This window comes from Terracoccus luteus (assembly GCF_003635045.1).
Lineage (GTDB): Bacteria > Actinomycetota > Actinomycetes > Actinomycetales > Dermatophilaceae > Terracoccus > Terracoccus luteus.
Window position 1 is genome coordinate 596,082 of record NZ_RBXT01000001.1, and the last position, 15,854, is coordinate 611,935.

General features: G+C 74.9%; 10 protein-coding genes and 1 riboswitch. Of the genes, 8 read left to right on the top strand and 2 right to left on the bottom strand.

The window, feature by feature from the left end; translation table 11 throughout:
* Window positions 1-73 precede the first annotated feature (73 nt).
* The gene (hrpA, locus tag DFJ68_RS02855; RefSeq protein ID WP_121030848.1) at window positions 74-4,243 is read left to right on the top strand and encodes an ATP-dependent RNA helicase HrpA; all 4,170 of its coding nucleotides are present in this window, start codon (window positions 74-76) and stop codon (window positions 4,241-4,243) included.
* A gap of 98 nt (window positions 4,244-4,341) precedes the next feature.
* Window positions 4,342-5,271, top strand: coding sequence for a PAC2 family protein (locus DFJ68_RS02860; protein WP_121030850.1), 930 nt, complete (start codon window positions 4,342-4,344; stop codon window positions 5,269-5,271).
* 64 nt (window positions 5,272-5,335) lie between these two features.
* On the opposite strand, the gene DFJ68_RS02865 is transcribed toward DFJ68_RS02860, so the two are convergent.
* Together DFJ68_RS02865 and DFJ68_RS02875 are read right to left on the bottom strand one after the other, a co-directional pair.
* The gene (locus DFJ68_RS02865; RefSeq protein ID WP_338067396.1) at window positions 5,336-7,204 is read right to left on the bottom strand and encodes a DNA polymerase; all 1,869 of its coding nucleotides are present in this window, start codon (window positions 7,202-7,204) and stop codon (window positions 5,336-5,338) included.
* Window positions 7,197-8,348 carry a MalY/PatB family protein gene (locus DFJ68_RS02875; RefSeq protein WP_121030852.1) on the bottom strand — a complete coding sequence of 384 codons (1,152 nt, stop codon included), beginning with the start codon at window positions 8,346-8,348 and terminating at the stop codon, window positions 7,197-7,199. The genes DFJ68_RS02865 and DFJ68_RS02875 overlap by 8 nt, the downstream gene beginning before the upstream one ends.
* Window positions 8,349-8,519: 171 nt before the next feature.
* Between DFJ68_RS02875 and DFJ68_RS02880 the strand changes: the two genes are divergently transcribed.
* The 6 genes from DFJ68_RS02880 (at window position 8,520) to DFJ68_RS02905 (ending at window position 15,734) form a co-directional block, all read left to right on the top strand.
* On the top strand, window positions 8,520-9,281 hold the full coding sequence (locus tag DFJ68_RS02880) for an EcsC family protein (RefSeq protein WP_121030854.1): 762 nt from the start codon (window positions 8,520-8,522) through the stop codon (window positions 9,279-9,281).
* 50 nt (window positions 9,282-9,331) lie between these two features.
* A complete protein-coding gene (locus DFJ68_RS02885) occupies window positions 9,332-9,841 on the top strand; it encodes a YkvA family protein (RefSeq protein ID WP_245963420.1) in 510 nt (169 codons plus the stop codon).
* A gap of 115 nt (window positions 9,842-9,956) precedes the next feature.
* The gene (locus tag DFJ68_RS02890) at window positions 9,957-11,513 is read left to right on the top strand and encodes a DUF4192 family protein (protein WP_121030858.1); all 1,557 of its coding nucleotides are present in this window, start codon (window positions 9,957-9,959) and stop codon (window positions 11,511-11,513) included.
* Window positions 11,514-11,622: 109 nt separating this feature from the next.
* Window positions 11,623-11,735: riboswitch (SAM riboswitch) on the top strand.
* A 16-nt stretch (window positions 11,736-11,751) separates the two neighbouring features.
* Window positions 11,752-12,990, top strand: a complete 1,239-nt coding sequence (metX, locus tag DFJ68_RS02895; RefSeq protein WP_121030860.1) for a homoserine O-acetyltransferase MetX — start codon at window positions 11,752-11,754, stop codon at window positions 12,988-12,990.
* Window positions 12,991-13,196: 206 nt separating this feature from the next.
* Window positions 13,197-13,598, top strand: coding sequence for a universal stress protein (locus DFJ68_RS02900; protein WP_121030862.1), 402 nt, complete (start codon window positions 13,197-13,199; stop codon window positions 13,596-13,598).
* Window positions 13,599-13,997: 399 nt separating this feature from the next.
* Window positions 13,998-15,734, top strand: coding sequence for an RNA polymerase sigma factor (locus DFJ68_RS02905; protein ID WP_121030864.1), 1,737 nt, complete (start codon window positions 13,998-14,000; stop codon window positions 15,732-15,734).
* The last annotated feature ends 120 nt before the right edge of the window (window positions 15,735-15,854 follow it).

Here is a 15,854-nt window from a genome sequence, read left to right on the forward strand (position 1 = left end):
ACGGCGCCGGCGTTCCCGTGGCGCGACGATATCCGTTCGGACCCGGCGCCGGGCCGACCTATCCTTGACGATCATGTCCGACACGCGCCCCGCCACGGGCCCCGAGGCACCCTCGGCCCCGCGCCCCCGGCGTCGCGGCGGGCGCCGTCGCCCCCGCGCCACGGACGGCGGTCCGCAGGGCGACCGCACCACGCCGGATGCCGGTCGGCCCGGCCCCGACGCCCGCACCCCGGGTGCCGCCCGGCCCGCATCGGATCGCCCCCGCCGCGACCGTCGCCCCGACCCCTCGCCCGAGCAGCGCGAGGCCCGTCGGGCGGCCCGGGCGGCGACGGTCCCGCCCATCACGTATCCCGAGCACCTGCCGGTCGTCGAGCGCCGCGACGACATCGCCGCCGCCATCCGCGACCACCAGGTCGTCGTCGTCGCCGGCGAGACGGGCTCGGGCAAGACGACGCAGCTGCCGAAGATCTGCCTCGAGCTCGGCCGCGGCCAGGGCGGCCAGATCGGGCACACGCAGCCCCGCCGCATCGCCGCCCGGGCCGTGGCCGAGCGCCTGGCCGACGAGCTCGACGTCGAGCTGGGCGGGGCCGTCGGCTACCAGGTCCGCTTCACCGACCACGCCACCCGCGACACCCTCGTCAAGGTCATGACCGACGGCATCCTGCTCGCCGAGATGCAGCGTGACCGCGACCTGCGCCGCTACGACACGATCATCATCGACGAGGCCCACGAGCGCAGCCTCAACATCGACTTCATCCTCGGCTACCTCAAGCAGCTGCTCCCGCGCCGCCCCGACCTCAAGGTCGTCATCACGTCGGCCACCATCGACCCCGAGAAGTTCGCGCGGCACTTCGCCGACCCGGTGACGGGGGAGCCGGCGCCGGTCATCGAGGTGTCGGGCCGCACCTTCCCCGTCGAGGTGCGCTACCGCCCCCTCGTCGACCCCGACCGGCCCGACGCCGAGGAGCGCGACCTCGTGCAGGGGGTCGTCGACGCCGTCGAGGAGCTGTGGACCGAGCGGCACACCGGAAGCAGCAGCGACATCCTCGTCTTCTTCTCCGGCGAGCGGGAGATCCGTGACGCCGCCGACGCCCTCAACGGGCTCAAGCTGCCGGTCACCGAGGTCGTCCCCCTCTACGGGCGGCTGTCGGCGGCCGAGCAGCACCGGGTCTTCTCACGGCACACGGGCCGGCGGATCGTGCTGGCGACGAACGTCGCCGAGACCTCGCTCACCGTCCCCGGCATCCGCTACGTCGTCGACACGGGGACCGCGCGCATCAGCCGCTACAGCCAGCGCACCAAGGTGCAGCGGCTGCCGATCGAGCCGATCAGCCAGGCGTCGGCGAACCAGCGCAGCGGTCGGTGCGGCCGCCTCGCCGACGGCATCGCCGTGCGCCTCTACAGCGAGGACGACTACGACAGCCGCCCCGAGTTCACCGACCCCGAGATCCTGCGCACCAACCTCGCCTCGGTCATCCTGCAGATGACGAGCCTCGGCCTGGGCGACATCGCGCGCTTCCCGTTCGTGGACCCGCCCGACGGCCGCCAGATCGCCGACGGCGTGCGCCTGCTCGAGGAGCTGCAGGCCTTCGCCCCCGACGACGAGGAGGATGCCGGCCGCCCGGCCCCCGCGGGTCGGCGCCGACGCCCGGGCCGCCGCCTCACCCCCCTCGGTCGCACCATCGCGACCCTGCCCATCGACCCCCGCCACGCCCGCATGGTCATCGAGGCCGACCGCCGCGGCGTGCTGCGCGAGGTGCTCGTCATCGTCGCGGCGCTGTCGATCCAGGACCCGCGCGAGCGGCCGCAGGAGAAGCAGGAGCTCGCCAACGCCGCGCACAAGCGCTTCGCCGACGAGACGAGCGACTTCCTCACGTGGCTCAACCTCTGGGCCTACCTCAAGGAGCAGCAGAAGGCCCTGAGCGGCAGCGCGTTCCGGCGGCTGTGCAAGAACGAGTTCCTCAACTACCTCCGGGTGCGCGAGTGGCAGGACCTCCACTCGCAGGTGCGCCAGGCGGCCAAGTCCGCCGGTCTCGAGGTCGCCCGCGGCAGCGCGCGCACCGACGGTGACACGACGCCGGCGACCGACACGGAGGAGCCGGGGGCCGAGGGCGCCGCGACCGGTCGCGACGCGCACGGGAGCGTCGACGCGGATGCCGTTCACCAGAGCCTGCTCGCGGGTCTCCTCTCGCACGTCGGCGTGCGCGACGAGCAGAAGCGCGAGTACGCCGGGGCCCGCGGCGCCCGCTTCGGCATCAGCCCCGGCTCGGCGCTGTTCCGCAAGCAGCCCCAGTTCGTCATGGCCGAGGAGCTCGTCGAGACCTCGCGGCTCTGGGCCCGCATCAACGCCCGCATCGACCCGGTGTGGGCCGAGCAGCTGGGCGCGCACCTCGTCAAGCGGCAGTACTCCGAGCCCCGCTGGTCTGGCCGGCGCGGCTCGGCCGTCGCCACCGAGCGCGTCACCCTCTTCGGGGTGCCGCTCGTCGTCGGTCGCCTCGTCGGCCTCGGTGGCATCGACCCCGAGCTCGCCCGCGACCTGTTCATCCGGCACGCGCTCGTCGAGGGCGACTGGCACACCGAGCACGCCTTCCTGCGCGCCAACGCCGAGCTCGTCGAGCGGCTCGGCGAGCTGGAGGCCCGCACCCGCCGCCGTGACCTCGTCGTCGACGACAACACACTGGTCTCGTTCTACGACAAGCGGATCCCGGCCGAGGTCGTCAGCGGCCGGCACTTCGACTCGTGGTGGAAGAGCGTGCGCCGGCGCACGCCCGACCTGCTCACCTTCACCGAGGACCTGCTGCTGCGCGACGCCGCGGGCGAGCTGGCCACTGCCGACCACCCGACGACGTGGCGCCAGGGCGAGCTCGAGCTGCCCGTCACGTACCGCTTCGAGCCGGGGGCGCCCGACGACGGCGTGACGGTGCACATCCCCGTCGACCGGCTCAACCAGGTGACGCCCGCCGGCTTCGAGTGGCAGGTGCCGGGGTTCCGCGAGGAGCTGGTCACCGGCCTCATCCGCTCGCTGCCCAAGGGGCTCCGGCGCCACCTCGTGCCCGCCCCCGACGTCGCCCGCCGCGTGCTGCCGCTGCTCGACCCGGCATCCGGGCCGCTCGCCCCGGCGCTCGCGACCGCGCTCACCCGCCACGGCGGCGTGCCCGTCGCCGCCCACGACGTCGACTGGGAGCGCGTGCCCGGCCACCTGCGGGTCACCTTCAGCGTCGACGGCCCCGACGGCCGGCCGGTCGCGACCGGCAAGGACCTCGAGGCGGTGCGCGACGCCGCAGCCCCGCAGCTGCGGCGGCAGGTCAGCCGGGCCGGCGCCGAGATCGAGCGCGCCGGCCTGACCGCCTTCCCCGACGAGGGCGTGCCCGGGACGTTCGAGAGCACCTCGGGGGTGCGCGGGTACCCGGCCCTCGTCGACACCGGGCGGGCGGTCGACCTGCGGGTGCTGCCGACCGAGGCGGAGGCCGACGCGGCCCACCGGCTCGGCGTGCGCCGCCTGCTGCTGCTCGGCATCACCCCGCCGTGGAAGCAGGTGCTCGCCCGCCTCACCAACACCCAGAAGCTCGCGCTCGGCCACAACCCGCACGGGAGCGTCCCCGCGCTGCTCGACGACTGCCTCGCGGCCGCCGTCGACTCCATTCGCGACGAGGCCGCCGCGCCGACCGGTGGCACGGGCCCGGATGCCGGGGTGGCCCGGGCCGTGCGCACCCGCGAGGACTTCGAGTGGGTGCTGTCGGCCGTGCGCACCCACACGACGGCGCGGGTCGTGCAGGTCGTCGGTCTCGTCGAGCCCGTGCTGGCCCGCCACCTCGGCCTCACCAACCGCCTCGTCGAGCTCGACCGGTCGAGCAGCAGCGCCCTCCGGCCGGTGCTCGCCGACGTGCGCGCCCAGCTCGCCGGGCTCATCCGGCCGGGGTTCGTCGCCGCCACCGGCGTGGCGCGGCTGCCCGACCTCGACCGGTACCTGCGCGGCATCGCCCACCGGCTCGACCGGGCCCCGGCCGCCCTCGCCCGCGACGCGCAGGCCCTCGAGCAGGTCGACCTCGTGGAGGGCCGCTACGCCGACCTGCTCGAGTCGCTGCGACCCGCCCAGCGCGGCTCGGCCGCCGTCGTCGACATCGGCTGGATGATCGAGGAGCTGCGGGTCTCGCTGTTCGCCCAGCCGGTCGGCACCGCCCGGAGCGTGTCGCCGCAGCGCATCCTCAAGGCCATCACCAAGGCGGCGGCCGACGCCGCCTGACCGGCCGGCATCCCTCTGTGGCCCCGCGCGAACGCGGGGAATGGTGCCCGGGGCCCGGACGTTGGACCCGACACGCAGGACGACGAAAGGCCACTCCCGTGCAGGACCCCACCGACCTCTTCCGGTTCGAGACCGACACCGCCCCCGACGGGGCGCCCTCGTCCATCGCCGACCTCCGGGCGTCGGTGCTGGTCGTGGCCCTCGGCGGCTTCATCGACGCCGGCAACACGCAGAAGCTCGTCTCCGAGCACCTGCTCGCGACCCACGAGTCGCGCGTCATCGCCTCCTTCGACGTCGACCAGGTGCTCGACTACCGCGGTCGCCGACCGGTCATGACCTTCGACCGCGACCACTGGAGCAGCTACGACGACCCGAGCCTGCTGCTGCACCGCGTGCTCGACAAGGAGGGGACGCCGTTCCTGCTCCTCGTCGGCCCGGAGCCCGACTACCAGTGGGCCCGCATGGTCGAGGCCACGACGACCCTCGTCGGCGCCCTCGGCGTCGACCTCACGGTCAACCTCCACGGCATCCCCATGGCGGTGCCGCACACGCGCCCGCTCGGCGTGACCGCCCACGGCACGTCGCCGCGGCTCGTCACCGCCAACGACCACGCCTTCGGCACCGTGCAGGTGCCCGGCAGCTTCTCGTCGCTGCTCGAGTACCGCCTCGGCGAGGCCGGTCGCGACGCCATCGGCTTCGCGGTGCACGTGCCGCACTACCTCGGCCAGACCGAGTTCGCCGACGCCGCGCTGCTCGGGCTCGAGCGCATCTCGGCGGCCACCGGGCTCTCGCTCGACCTCACGGCGCTCGCCGCGACGGCCGGCCTCAACCGGGCCGAGATCGCCCGGCAGATGCAGGAGTCCGACGAGATCACCGCCGTCGTGCACGCTCTGGAGCAGCAGTACGACACGTTCGTCGAGGGGCGCAAGCAGCGCAACCTGCTCGCCACCGACCTGTCCGAGCTGCCGTCCGCCGACGAGATCGGCGCCGAGCTCGAGGCCTTCCTCAAGGACGTCACCGACGAGTGACCCACTGAGGCCACTGAGGCCACTGACGCGACGCACGGGGTGGGGACGCCGGCTTGCCGGGTCCTCACCCCTTCGCGTCGCTCCAGCGGCCGACCACCGAGGTGTCGGTGACGAAGCGGACGGCGTCGGTGCCCGCCCACCGACGGGCGGCGTCGTCGAGGCAGCGCGCGACCAGGGCCACGGTCTCGTCGGCGCGGGCGACCGGCACGTGCACGAGCAGCTCGTCGTGCAGGCACAGCACGATGCGGCCCCCGACGGGGCCGAGGGAGGCCCGCACGGTGGCCGCCCACGCCTTGAACAGCTCGGCCGCCGAGCCCTGGATCACCGCGTTGCGCGCGTAGCGGCCGCGGGCGGCGTCGTGCGCGGCGCGGGCGGCGCCGTCCTCCCCGGCGCTCGCGCGGCCGCCGTCGGTCGTCTCGGTGGCCCGGATGCCGGGAGCGTCCTCGTCGGCCCCCGCCCCCTCCCCGAGGGGCGGGCCCGCGGCCCCGAGCCGGATGAGGCGCCCGCCCCAGGTGCGCAACGGCCGGCGGGCCACCCCGTCGGCGTACGCGCGGTCGAGCAGGCCCATGGCCACCGGGTAGCGCCGCTCGAGGTCGCCCAGCGCCTGACCGGCAGCTCCGGAACGCTGCCCGTACATGGCGGCGAGCACCGCTATCTTGGCCTTGGCGCGCTCGGTGCCGAGCTCGGCCGCGACGGGGGCGTAGAGGTCGTCGGCACGGGTGGCGGCGGCGAAGGAGCGGTCGCCGCTGACGACCGCGAGCACCCGTGGCTCGACCTGGCCGAGGTCGGCCCGGACGAGGACGTGCCCCGGCTCGGCGGCGACGGCCGGGCGCAGGCTGGCGGGCAGGTTGTGCAGGCCGTTCTGGGCGGTCATGCGCCCGGCCGCCCCGTCGCAGGCCGACCACGCGCCGCGCAGCCGGTCGTCGGGGCCGACGTGCGAGTCGAGCCACCGGTACCCGTACGTCGTGGCGATGCGCTCGTCGGCCCGCCACCGCAGCAGCGCCTCGACGAGCGGGACCGACGCGCGGTAGGGCTCGAGCACCCAGGCGCGGGTGTTGGGCACATCGACCCCGGCCGCGGCGAGCAGCGCCTTGACCTGTGCCGGGTTGCGCAGGTCGGTCTGCTCACGACCCGGCGGGGCGTGGCGCAGCACGAGGGCGTCGCGCTCGGCCCGGATGCGGGCGGCGTCGCGCTCGTCGCTCGCGCGCGGGCCCGCCGCGTCGGCGATGAGGCTCACGGCGGTCGCGCGGTCGATCGGCAGCCCGTCGCGCTCGAGCTCGAGGCAGAGCACCGCCGCGGCCGACTCCGACCAGACGACGCGCTCGAGGCGGGCCGCGGTGTCGGGGTCGCCGGCGAGCGAGGCGACGGACCGCGCCTGGTCGTCGCGGCACCGCAGGGCCAGTCCGGCCAGCTCGCGCAGCCGCGTCGGCCGGCCCGGGTCGCCCGCCCACGCCCCGAGGGCGTCGGCCCGCAGGTGCCCGGCGCCGTCGACGAGGGCCGGGTCGTCGGGCACGTCGAAGAGGTCGGCGTCGAAACCGCGCCGGTGCGCCCGGGCCCGCGGGACGGCATCCTCGTCGAGCCCTCGGCAGGCGGCCCAGACGTGCCCGGGCGTCGCCGCCCACCCGCCGTGCAGCAGGCGGTGGGCCTCGGCGAGGTCCCAGCAGCGACCGACGGCTACTCCCGCGTCGACGACGTCGCGCAGGCCGGATGCCGCGGACCACACCACCCAGCGTGGGCCCCGGCGGCGCTCGAGGTCGGTGACGAGGGCCGGCAGGTGTTCGCGGGGGACGAGCTCGTCGACCCCCTCACCGAGGGCGTGGGCCGACGCTCCGGCGACGACGAGCACGACGGGGAAGCCGACGGGGGAGCCGACGGGGGAGCCGCCGGGGGAGCCGCCGGGGGAGCCGGTGGCGCGGGTATCGCTGTCAGGCAAGGCAGCCCGTGATCCGGTCGAGGGCCTCGCGGAGGATCTCGGGCGACGTGGCGAAGTTGAGCCGGGCGTGACCGGCGCCGCCCGCCCCGAACGTCGTGCCCTCGGACAGGGCGACCCGCGCCCGCTCGCGCAGGGCGGCGGCGGGCTCGTCGCCGAGGCGGGTGGCGCGCAGGTCGAGCCACGCGAGGTAGGTCGCCTCGGGCGGCTGCGCCGTGACACCCGGGAGGGACGCGACGGCCTCGACGAGGGTCGCGCGGTTGGCGGCCAGCTCGCCGAGCAGCCGGTCGAGCCACTCGTCGCCCTCGGCCCAGGCGGCGGCCTGCGCGATGGTGGCGAGGTGGCTGGCGCCGTAGGTGACGTAGGGGTGGATGCGGCGCAGGTCGTCGACGGCGGCCGCTCCGGCGACGACGAGGCCGGCCTTGAGGCCGGCGAGGTTGTAGGTCTTGCCGGCCGAGGTCACGGTGAAGTGGCCATCGGCGCCCGGCACCGTCAGCCAGGGCGTGAACCGCACACCGTCGAGCGTGAGCGGGGCGTGGATCTCGTCGCTGACGACCCGCACCCCGAACTCGTTCGCGGCCTCGGCGAGGGCCGCGAGCTCGGCCGCGGTGGGGACGTGCCCGGTCGGGTTGTGCGGGTTGCAGAGGAGGTAGGCGACGCCGGCGCCGGGACCACCGGCGCGGGCGAGGTCGGCGAACACCGCCCGCAGGGCGTCGACGTCGAGGCGGCCGTCGCGCAGCGGGGCCTCGACGACGCGCCGTCCGGCGGCCGCGACGACGTCGTGGAAGGCGTTGTAGACGGGCGAGCTGACGACGACGGGCCCGCCCGGGGCGGTGAGCAGCCGCAGCAGCGTCGTGATGCCGGTGAGGACGTCGGCGACCGGCACGGTCGCCTCGGGGTCGGGCTGCCAGCCCCAGCGACGGTCGGCGAAGGCGGTGAACGCCTCGACGTAAGGCGCGGTCCAGGCGTAGCCCGTGTCACCGCGCGACACGGCATCCGACACGGCGGTGACGACGGCCGGGCACGGGCGCACGTCCATCTCGGCGATGAACAGCGGCAGGACGTCAGGCCCGAAGGCGCGCCACTTGACGCTCGTGCGGCTGCTCCGCAGCTCGTCGGTGGGCACCCCGAGGATCGCGTCGGCCATGGCCCGAGCCTAGGGACCGGGTACGACGGCCGGGCAGGCGGTGACGGCGGCGGCCGCGGGACCGGGGGGTTCCGTGGTCACGACCGGACCCGCCGAGGGGGGCCACCACCGCATACGGTGGCCCCGAGGCAGGCGGCCGCACGGCCGCGCCACCAGCCCTGGGAGGACGTTGTGGGGATCTTCGGGATCGACAAGGACGAGGCGCAGAGGAAGGCCGACGAGACGGCGGCGGCGCTGCGCGAGAACGACACCAGCGCGCTCGCCCGGGCGCGCCAGCCCCAGGAGGGCGGGCTCGCCGGCACCGCGACGCGTCTCGTCGAGCGCCTGCTCGACATCGGCATCGACGGCCGTGGACCCTTCGACTCCGCGCACGAGGTGGCGACCAAGGCCTTCGAACAGACCCACGGCGACGTCGAGAAGGCGATCGACGTCGTGCGGCGCAGCCACCGCCAGCTCGGCGGGGCGGGCGGCTTCGTCACCGGCCTCGGCGGGTTCTTCCTGCTGCCGGTCTCCCTGCCCGCCAACGTGCTCGGCTTCTACCTGCTCGGCACCCGCATGACGGCGGCGACGGCCAAGCTGCGCGGCTACGACATCGACCAGCCCGAGATCCGCTCGGCGGTGCTGCTGACCCTCGCCGGGGCCGACAGCGACGACCTGCTCAAGAAGGCCGGCCTCACCGCGGCCGGCGGCAAGATGACCTCGCTCGCCACGAGCCGGCTGCCCGCGCCCGCTCTCATGGTGCTCAACAAGGCGGTGGGCTTCCGCCTGCTCGCGCGCGTCGGCGCCGGCACCTTCGCGAAGCTCGGTCGGGCCGTGCCCGTCGTCGGCGGCGTCGCCGGTGGCGTCGTCGACGCGTACATGCTCGGCGGCATCGCCAAGCAGGCCGTGAAGGAGTTCCCCCCGGTCGCGACGTACGGCGGGGCGGGCTCCTGAGCCGTCGACGGCGCGCCGGCGCAACCTCCCGCCTCAAGACGACGGCCGCCGTGCTGGCGGTCGTCCGGGCGGCGAGCCGACCCGGCGGGCCGGCGCTGGGGGAGCGGGCCCTGGCCGTCCCCCGCCTCGTGCGGGCGACGCTCGACGGCTCGTACGCGGGCACGACGCTCGGCCGGCTCGGCCTCGTCGCCGCCGCGGCCGCGTACGTCGCCTCCCCGGTCGACCTCCTGCCCGAGTCGGTGCTGCCGGTCGTCGGCCTCGCCGACGACGCGGTGGTGCTGACCTGGGCCGCGCGGGCGTTCGTCGACGAGACCGACCGCTTCCTCGCGTGGGAGGCGGGACAGGGCCACCGGCCGCCGCCCCCCTCGGGGCGGCCGGGTGCGCCCGCAGGGCGGTTCGGGCGTGCGGACGGCGGGAGGTGGCCGTCGTCGGATGCCGGTGACGCTCCCGGGGCCCAGTGGCGCGGACCGGGCGGTCTGCGCGTGCCGGGCGGGCCGCGCGTCGTGAAGGCGGCCGGCGGCGCCGCGCTCGAGGCCGTGCGCCGCCGCCTGGAGCGCTGACCGGGGCGTCCTGCGTCGTCCACACCTCCCTCTGCGGGGGAGCGGTCGGTCGGCGTCGTCCACAGGCGCGCGAACGGGCCGACCTGAGGCGGATGCCGGGCGCCACCGTGGGCGCATGTCCACCGTCTCCGTGTCCGGGCCGGCCCAGCTGCTGGCGGTCATCCCCTACCACCTCGGCTTCCAGCCGCTGCGCAGCGTCGTCGTCGTCGCCCTGCGCGGAACCCAGGTCGACCTCGTCGCGCGGGTCGACATCCCCGCCCCGGGCGCCCGCGAGGCGGTCGTCTCGCACCTCATGGGTCCGGTGCGGCGCGAGTCGCCGACGACCATCGCGCTCATCGGCTACGAGTCGGACGTCGGCGAGTCGATGGGCCTGCTCGACGCCTTCGCCGTCGCCGTGAGCCGGGCGGGCCTGCACCGGTTGGGCACGTTCGTCGTGCGCGGCGACCGGTGGTTCGGGGTGGGGTGCGACTGCTGCCCGGCGGAGGGCAGGCCGATGCTGCGCGACGCCGACGTGCCCGCCATCGCCACGTACGTCGGCACGGGGCACGCCGTCCTCTCCGGGCGGGAGGCGCTCGGCACGGCGCTGACGCCCCTGGCCCCCGGCGACCCCGGTCACGACGCGGTCGCCCTCGCCGTCGACGACTGGCGAGGCCGGTGGGAGAACGCCACACAGCTCGCTCGTCGCGGGGCGCCGGCGCCCACGTGGCTCGGTGGGCCTGATGCCTCGGCGGTGCCCCGCGACGACGGGGTCGCGCGCCGGGTCGCACCCAGCGCCTGGAGGGGGTGGCCGACCGGTGGGTCGTTGCGGGCCGAGTTCGAGGCGCTGCTCGCTGACGGTGCCGGTGACGGGGCCGGCGGGTGGCCACCCTTCGTGCCCCTCGGAGACGACGAGCTGGCCGGCCTCACCGAGGACGAGGCGGACGCCCTGAGAGGTCATGCCTTCGACGCCTGGCTCGACGAGGTGGTCGAGGTGGAGCCCTTCGGTGGGCCGGGGTCCGAGGGGGAGCACGGGGACGATGTGAGCGGCTGGCTCCTCGGGTGGTCCGGCGGCCCGGCCCCCGTTGTGGCGCCGGCGTCGGCGACGCCGGCGACGTCCGACGGGGGAGACCCGACCGCGCGCCACCACCTCCTCGACCAGTCGCTGCGCGCGTGGGGCGCCGTGCTGAGGGGCGAGCTCGACGAGCCGGTGCTCGAGACCTCCCTGCCCGCGATCGTCGGCCCGTTGCGCGACGCGACCATCCGCGACGCCCTCATCGTCGCGACCTGCCCCGGCGGCCCCATGACCCGCGACTGCGTCGACGAGCGGCTGCTCGAGCACGTCGAGTTCCACCTGCCTCCGGCTGTCCGACGGGACGCCGGAGGTCTCGGTCGAGGTGGTGAGCCGGGTGGGCCGGGGCTGCCCGGCGGTCTGGACGGGCTCGAGGGGCAGCGGTCGCCCGTCGTCCCGCACGCCATGCTCGCCCGGCTCGAGGCCGTGGTGCGAGCGACGCCGGAGGCCCACGTCGCGCCCCTCCTCTCGGTGTACGCGTCGTTGGCCTGGTGGTCGGGTGACGGCGCGCGGGCGGCCGTCGCGGTGGAGCACGCCCTGCGCGTCGAGCCCGACCACTACCTCTGCACCCTCCTCGCTCAGGCCCTCGAGTTCGGGCTGCGACCGCAGGCGCGCTCGGCCTGAGACCGGCCGCGTTGGCGGTCCCGGTCGGCCTCGCGTCCGGCCCCGCGCGCGGTCCACCCCGTGGACCGACCCGTCGTGCCGGGTCGCCGCCTCCCGTACGATCGATACAGGTCATGAGTGTCAGCGACAAGCCCCGGCTCGCTGGCCGGCAACCCTCCTTCGCGGTGGGGTGCCCCGGGTGAGGACCGGGCCACGCCCGACCGGCGTGCGCAAGCGCGAGCGTGAAGGAGCACCCTCCATGACCGTCACCCATCGACGGCGACCCGCCGGGCGGCATCCCGTCCCGCCCCGGCGACGGGCCGAGGCCACCGCGGCGGTGGACGGCCCACCGGAGCCCGCCTCGACCACCCCCTCGACCGTGGCCGCGGGCGCCGCGTGGCGCGAGGGAGACCCCGTCGGTCACCGCACCTTCGTCGACATCGGTGACCTCCAGCTCGAGTCCGGCCACGTCCTGCCCGGGGTACGCATCGCCGTCGAGACGTGGGGCACCCTCGCCCCGAGCCGCGACAACGTCGTGCTCGTCGAGCACGCGCTCACCGGGGACAGCCACGTCGTCGGTGACGCGGGGGACGGTCACCCGTCGCCCGGCTGGTGGGACGACCTCGTCGGCGCCGACGCCCCCGTCGACCCCGACCGCTGGTTCGTCGTCGCCACCAACGTGCTGGGCGGGTGCCAGGGCTCGACCGGGCCCTCGAGCACCGCCCCCGACGGGCGCCCGTGGGGCAGCCGCTTCCCGTACGTCACCGTCCGCGACCAGGTGGCGGCCGAGGCAGCCGCCCTCGCCCGGCTCGGTGTCGAACGCCTCGCCGCCGTCGTCGGCGGCTCGATGGGCGGCATGCGCGCCGTGGAGTGGGCGGTCGGGCGGCCGGAACAGGTCCAGCGGTGCATCGTGCTGGCCAGCACCGCGCACACGACCGCCGACCAGATCGCGTGGTGTCAGCCGCAGCTGCTCGCGATCCGCTCCGACCCCGACTTCAGCGGCGGCGACTACTACGAGACGGGGCGGGCCCCCGAGACCGGGCTCGGCCTCGCCCGTCGCATCGCGCACGTCACCTACCGCACCGAGAGCGAGCTGAGCGACCGCTTCGGGCGGGCCGCGCAGACGGGGGAGCAGCCCCTCGACGCCGGGCCCGACCGCGGCCGGTTCGCCGTCGAGAGCTACCTCGACCACCACGCCGGCAAGCTCGCCGGCCGCTTCGACGCCAACTCCTACGTCGTGCTCACCGAGGCGATGAACAGCCACGACGTCGGCCGCGGCCGGGGCGGTGTCGAGGCGGCGCTGGCCCGTGTGACCGCTGACTGCACGGTCGTGTCCGTCGACACCGACCGGCTCTATCCGCCGCGACTGTCCGACGAGATGCACGCCCACCTGCCCCGCTCGACCCGGGCGCACATCCGCTCCGAGTTCGGCCACGACGGCTTCCTCATCGAGCAGGAGCAGGTCGGGCGCATCATCCGCGACGCGCTGGCCCGGTGACACACCGGCCTGGTGACGCGCTGGTGCGCCGACGCGACCGGGCGCGGCAGCGCTGACGGGGCGGACCCGGGCGAATCCGGGCGGTGGCCCGACCTGGTCGACCCCGGCCCGGCGCGGCGTCACGCCGCCTCGCCCGGCCACCCGCCTTTTCGGGTACGGTCCGACCTGTCAGGCACGATGTCAGCGTCGCGAGGAGGACCGGAACAGTGGCCATTGTCGTGGGTTACGTCGCCACCCGAGAAGGCCGGGCCGCCCTCAAGCGGGCCGCCGAGGAGTGCCTGTTGCGCAACGCGAAGCTGATCGTCATCAGCTCGCACCGCGGCGGCAGCAAGGACTTCGACGCCGATGAGGCCTCCCAGTTCGAGGCCGAGCTCGCCCGGGTCGCCCGCCAGCTCCAGGACGAGGGGCTCGAGCACGAGGTCCGGACGCTCGTGCGCGGCAACGACCCCGCCGAGGACCTCATCAGCGTCGCCGAGGCCGAGAACGCCGACTTCATCGTCATCGGCCTGCGCCGACGCAGCCCCGTCGGCAAGCTGATCCTCGGCTCGAACGCCCAGCGGATCCTGCTCGACGCGAGCTGCCCCGTTCTCGCCGTCAAGGCGGAGTGAGGGCCGCGCGCCCAGTGGTGCACGTCCCGGGTGCCGGGGCCGACCGCAGGGTGCCGCGTGCGGGAGAGGGTGCCTCGGGACACGCGCGGGACGAGCAGAAGTCCCGTTCCGTTTCTCGTCAGGGCCTAGCACGTTTTATAATGGCTGTGAACCGGATCGCACCAGGCAGAACGCGAGATCGACTCGAGCGGGGCGGCACCGTCCGAGCACCGCAGAGCGACTCCACCAGGCCACGCTTCTTCCGGAGCGAAACCCTCCAACTCTCTCGGTGATGCGTCGTGTCCGGTGACGGGCGCGCCCTCATGCGAGTCTCGCGACGAAAGGCGTTCGAAGTTCGTGTCGACGCAAGCACTTCCCGGATCGTCCGCGATCCTTCCCAAGGCCTTCCAGCACCCCGCGATGCAGCACCTCTTCGCCAAGGGCAGCGCCACCGGCAGCGTCACCGGTTCGGAGATCCAGCAGGCGCAGATCGACGCCGACCTCGGCCTGAAGGCGATGAAGCGAGTCCTCACGACGTTCGAGGACCACGGCATCGAGGTGGTCGTCGAGTCTCCTCGCACGACCAGCAAGACCACCCGCACCGGTAGTAAGGGAGCCACCGTGTCTGCCGCACGCACCAGCACCGCCGCGAGCAAGTCCGCCGCCCGGTCGTCGACGACGACGACCTCGACGACCGACGCGGGCTCTGCCGCGGCCGACGGCGACGGCACGAGCGCGGCCCGCACCGCGACCAAGGCCGCCAGGCCCGCGACGAAGACGGCGGCCAAGACCGCCGCCAAGTCCGCCGCCGCGAAGACGACGGCCGCCAAGACCGCCGCCAAGACGACGACCACGCGGGCGAAGACGGCGAAGACCACCGGTGACGTCGCCGACGCGGCCGCGTCGGCCGGCGGCACGGCATCCGCCACCAAGACCGCCAAGGCCACGAAGGCACCGGCCAAGCGCGCGACGAAGAAGACGGCCGCCACGGCCGCCGACGCGGACGCTGCGACCGCCGAGGAGGCCGAGCCGCATGACGCCGACCCGAGCGAGCTCGAGGACGTCGTCGTCGAGGACGTGGTCGTGGCCGACGACGCGAGCGACGACACCGCCGAGGCCGGCGAGGACGGAGCGACCAAGGCGGCCCCCAAGGCCGCCGAGGCCGAGACCGAGGAGTCCGGCTTCGTCATCCGCGACGACGACGAGGACGATGCCCCGGCGCAGACCGTCGTCACCGCGGGCGCGACGGCCGACCCGGTCAAGGACTACCTCAAGCAGATCGGCAAGGTGGCCCTGCTCAACGCCGAGCAGGAGGTCGAGCTGGCCAAGCGCATCGAGGCGGGCCTGTTCGCCGAGGAGAAGATGGCCGACGCGACCCGTCAGGAGAAGTTCTCCAAGGCCGGGCGCGAGCTCAACTGGATCGCGATGGACGGCAAGAAGGCCAAGAACCACCTGCTCGAGGCCAACCTGCGCCTCGTCGTGTCGCTGGCCAAGCGCTACACCGGCCGGGGCATGCTCTTCCTCGACCTCATCCAGGAGGGCAACCTCGGCCTCATCCGTGCCGTCGAGAAGTTCGACTACACCAAGGGCTACAAGTTCAGCACCTACGCGACGTGGTGGATCCGTCAGGCCATCACCCGCGCGATGGCCGACCAGGCTCGCACCATCCGCATCCCGGTGCACATGGTCGAGGTCATCAACAAGCTGGCCCGCGTTCAGCGCCAGATGCTGCAGGACCTCGGGCGCGAGCCCACCCCGGAGGAGCTCGCCAAGGAGCTCGACATGACGCCCGAGAAGGTCGTCGAGGTGCAGAAGTACGGCCGCGAGCCGATCTCGCTGCACACCCCCCTCGGTGAGGACGGCGACAGCGAGTTCGGTGACCTCATCGAGGACTCCGAGGCCGTCGTGCCCGCCGACGCCGTCAGCTTCACCCTCCTGCAGGAGCAGCTGCACTCGGTGCTCGACACCCTCTCCGAGCGTGAGGCCGGTGTGGTGTCGATGCGGTTCGGCCTCACCGACGGCCAGCCGAAGACGCTCGACGAGATCGGCAAGGTCTACGGCGTGACCCGCGAGCGGATTCGCCAGATCGAGAGCAAGACGATGAGCAAGCTGCGCCACCCGAGCCGCTCGCAGGTGCTGCGCGACTACCTCGACTGAGGTCGGCCCACGCACGACGGAGCCCCCGCACCCACCAGGGTGCGGGGGCTCCGTCTTGCGGGCGGGGGCTCCGAGGGCGTCACGGTGCGCAGGCCCGCCGGTCAGCGGCGGCCCATCACG

Bases quoted from the DNA above. Each gene is read 5' to 3' on its own strand.
- hrpA (WP_121030848.1), top strand. From the start codon at position 74: ATGTCCGACACGCGCCCCGCCACGGGCCCCGAGGCACCCTCGGCCCCG.
- DFJ68_RS02875 (WP_121030852.1), bottom strand. From the start codon at position 8,348: ATGGCCGACGCGATCCTCGGGGTGCCCACCGACGAGCTGCGGAGCAGC.
- DFJ68_RS02890 (WP_121030858.1), top strand. From the start codon at position 9,957: ATGTCCACCGTCTCCGTGTCCGGGCCGGCCCAGCTGCTGGCGGTCATC.
- metX (WP_121030860.1), top strand. From the start codon at position 11,752: ATGACCGTCACCCATCGACGGCGACCCGCCGGGCGGCATCCCGTCCCG.
- DFJ68_RS02905 (WP_121030864.1), top strand. From the start codon at position 13,998: ATGCAGCACCTCTTCGCCAAGGGCAGCGCCACCGGCAGCGTCACCGGT.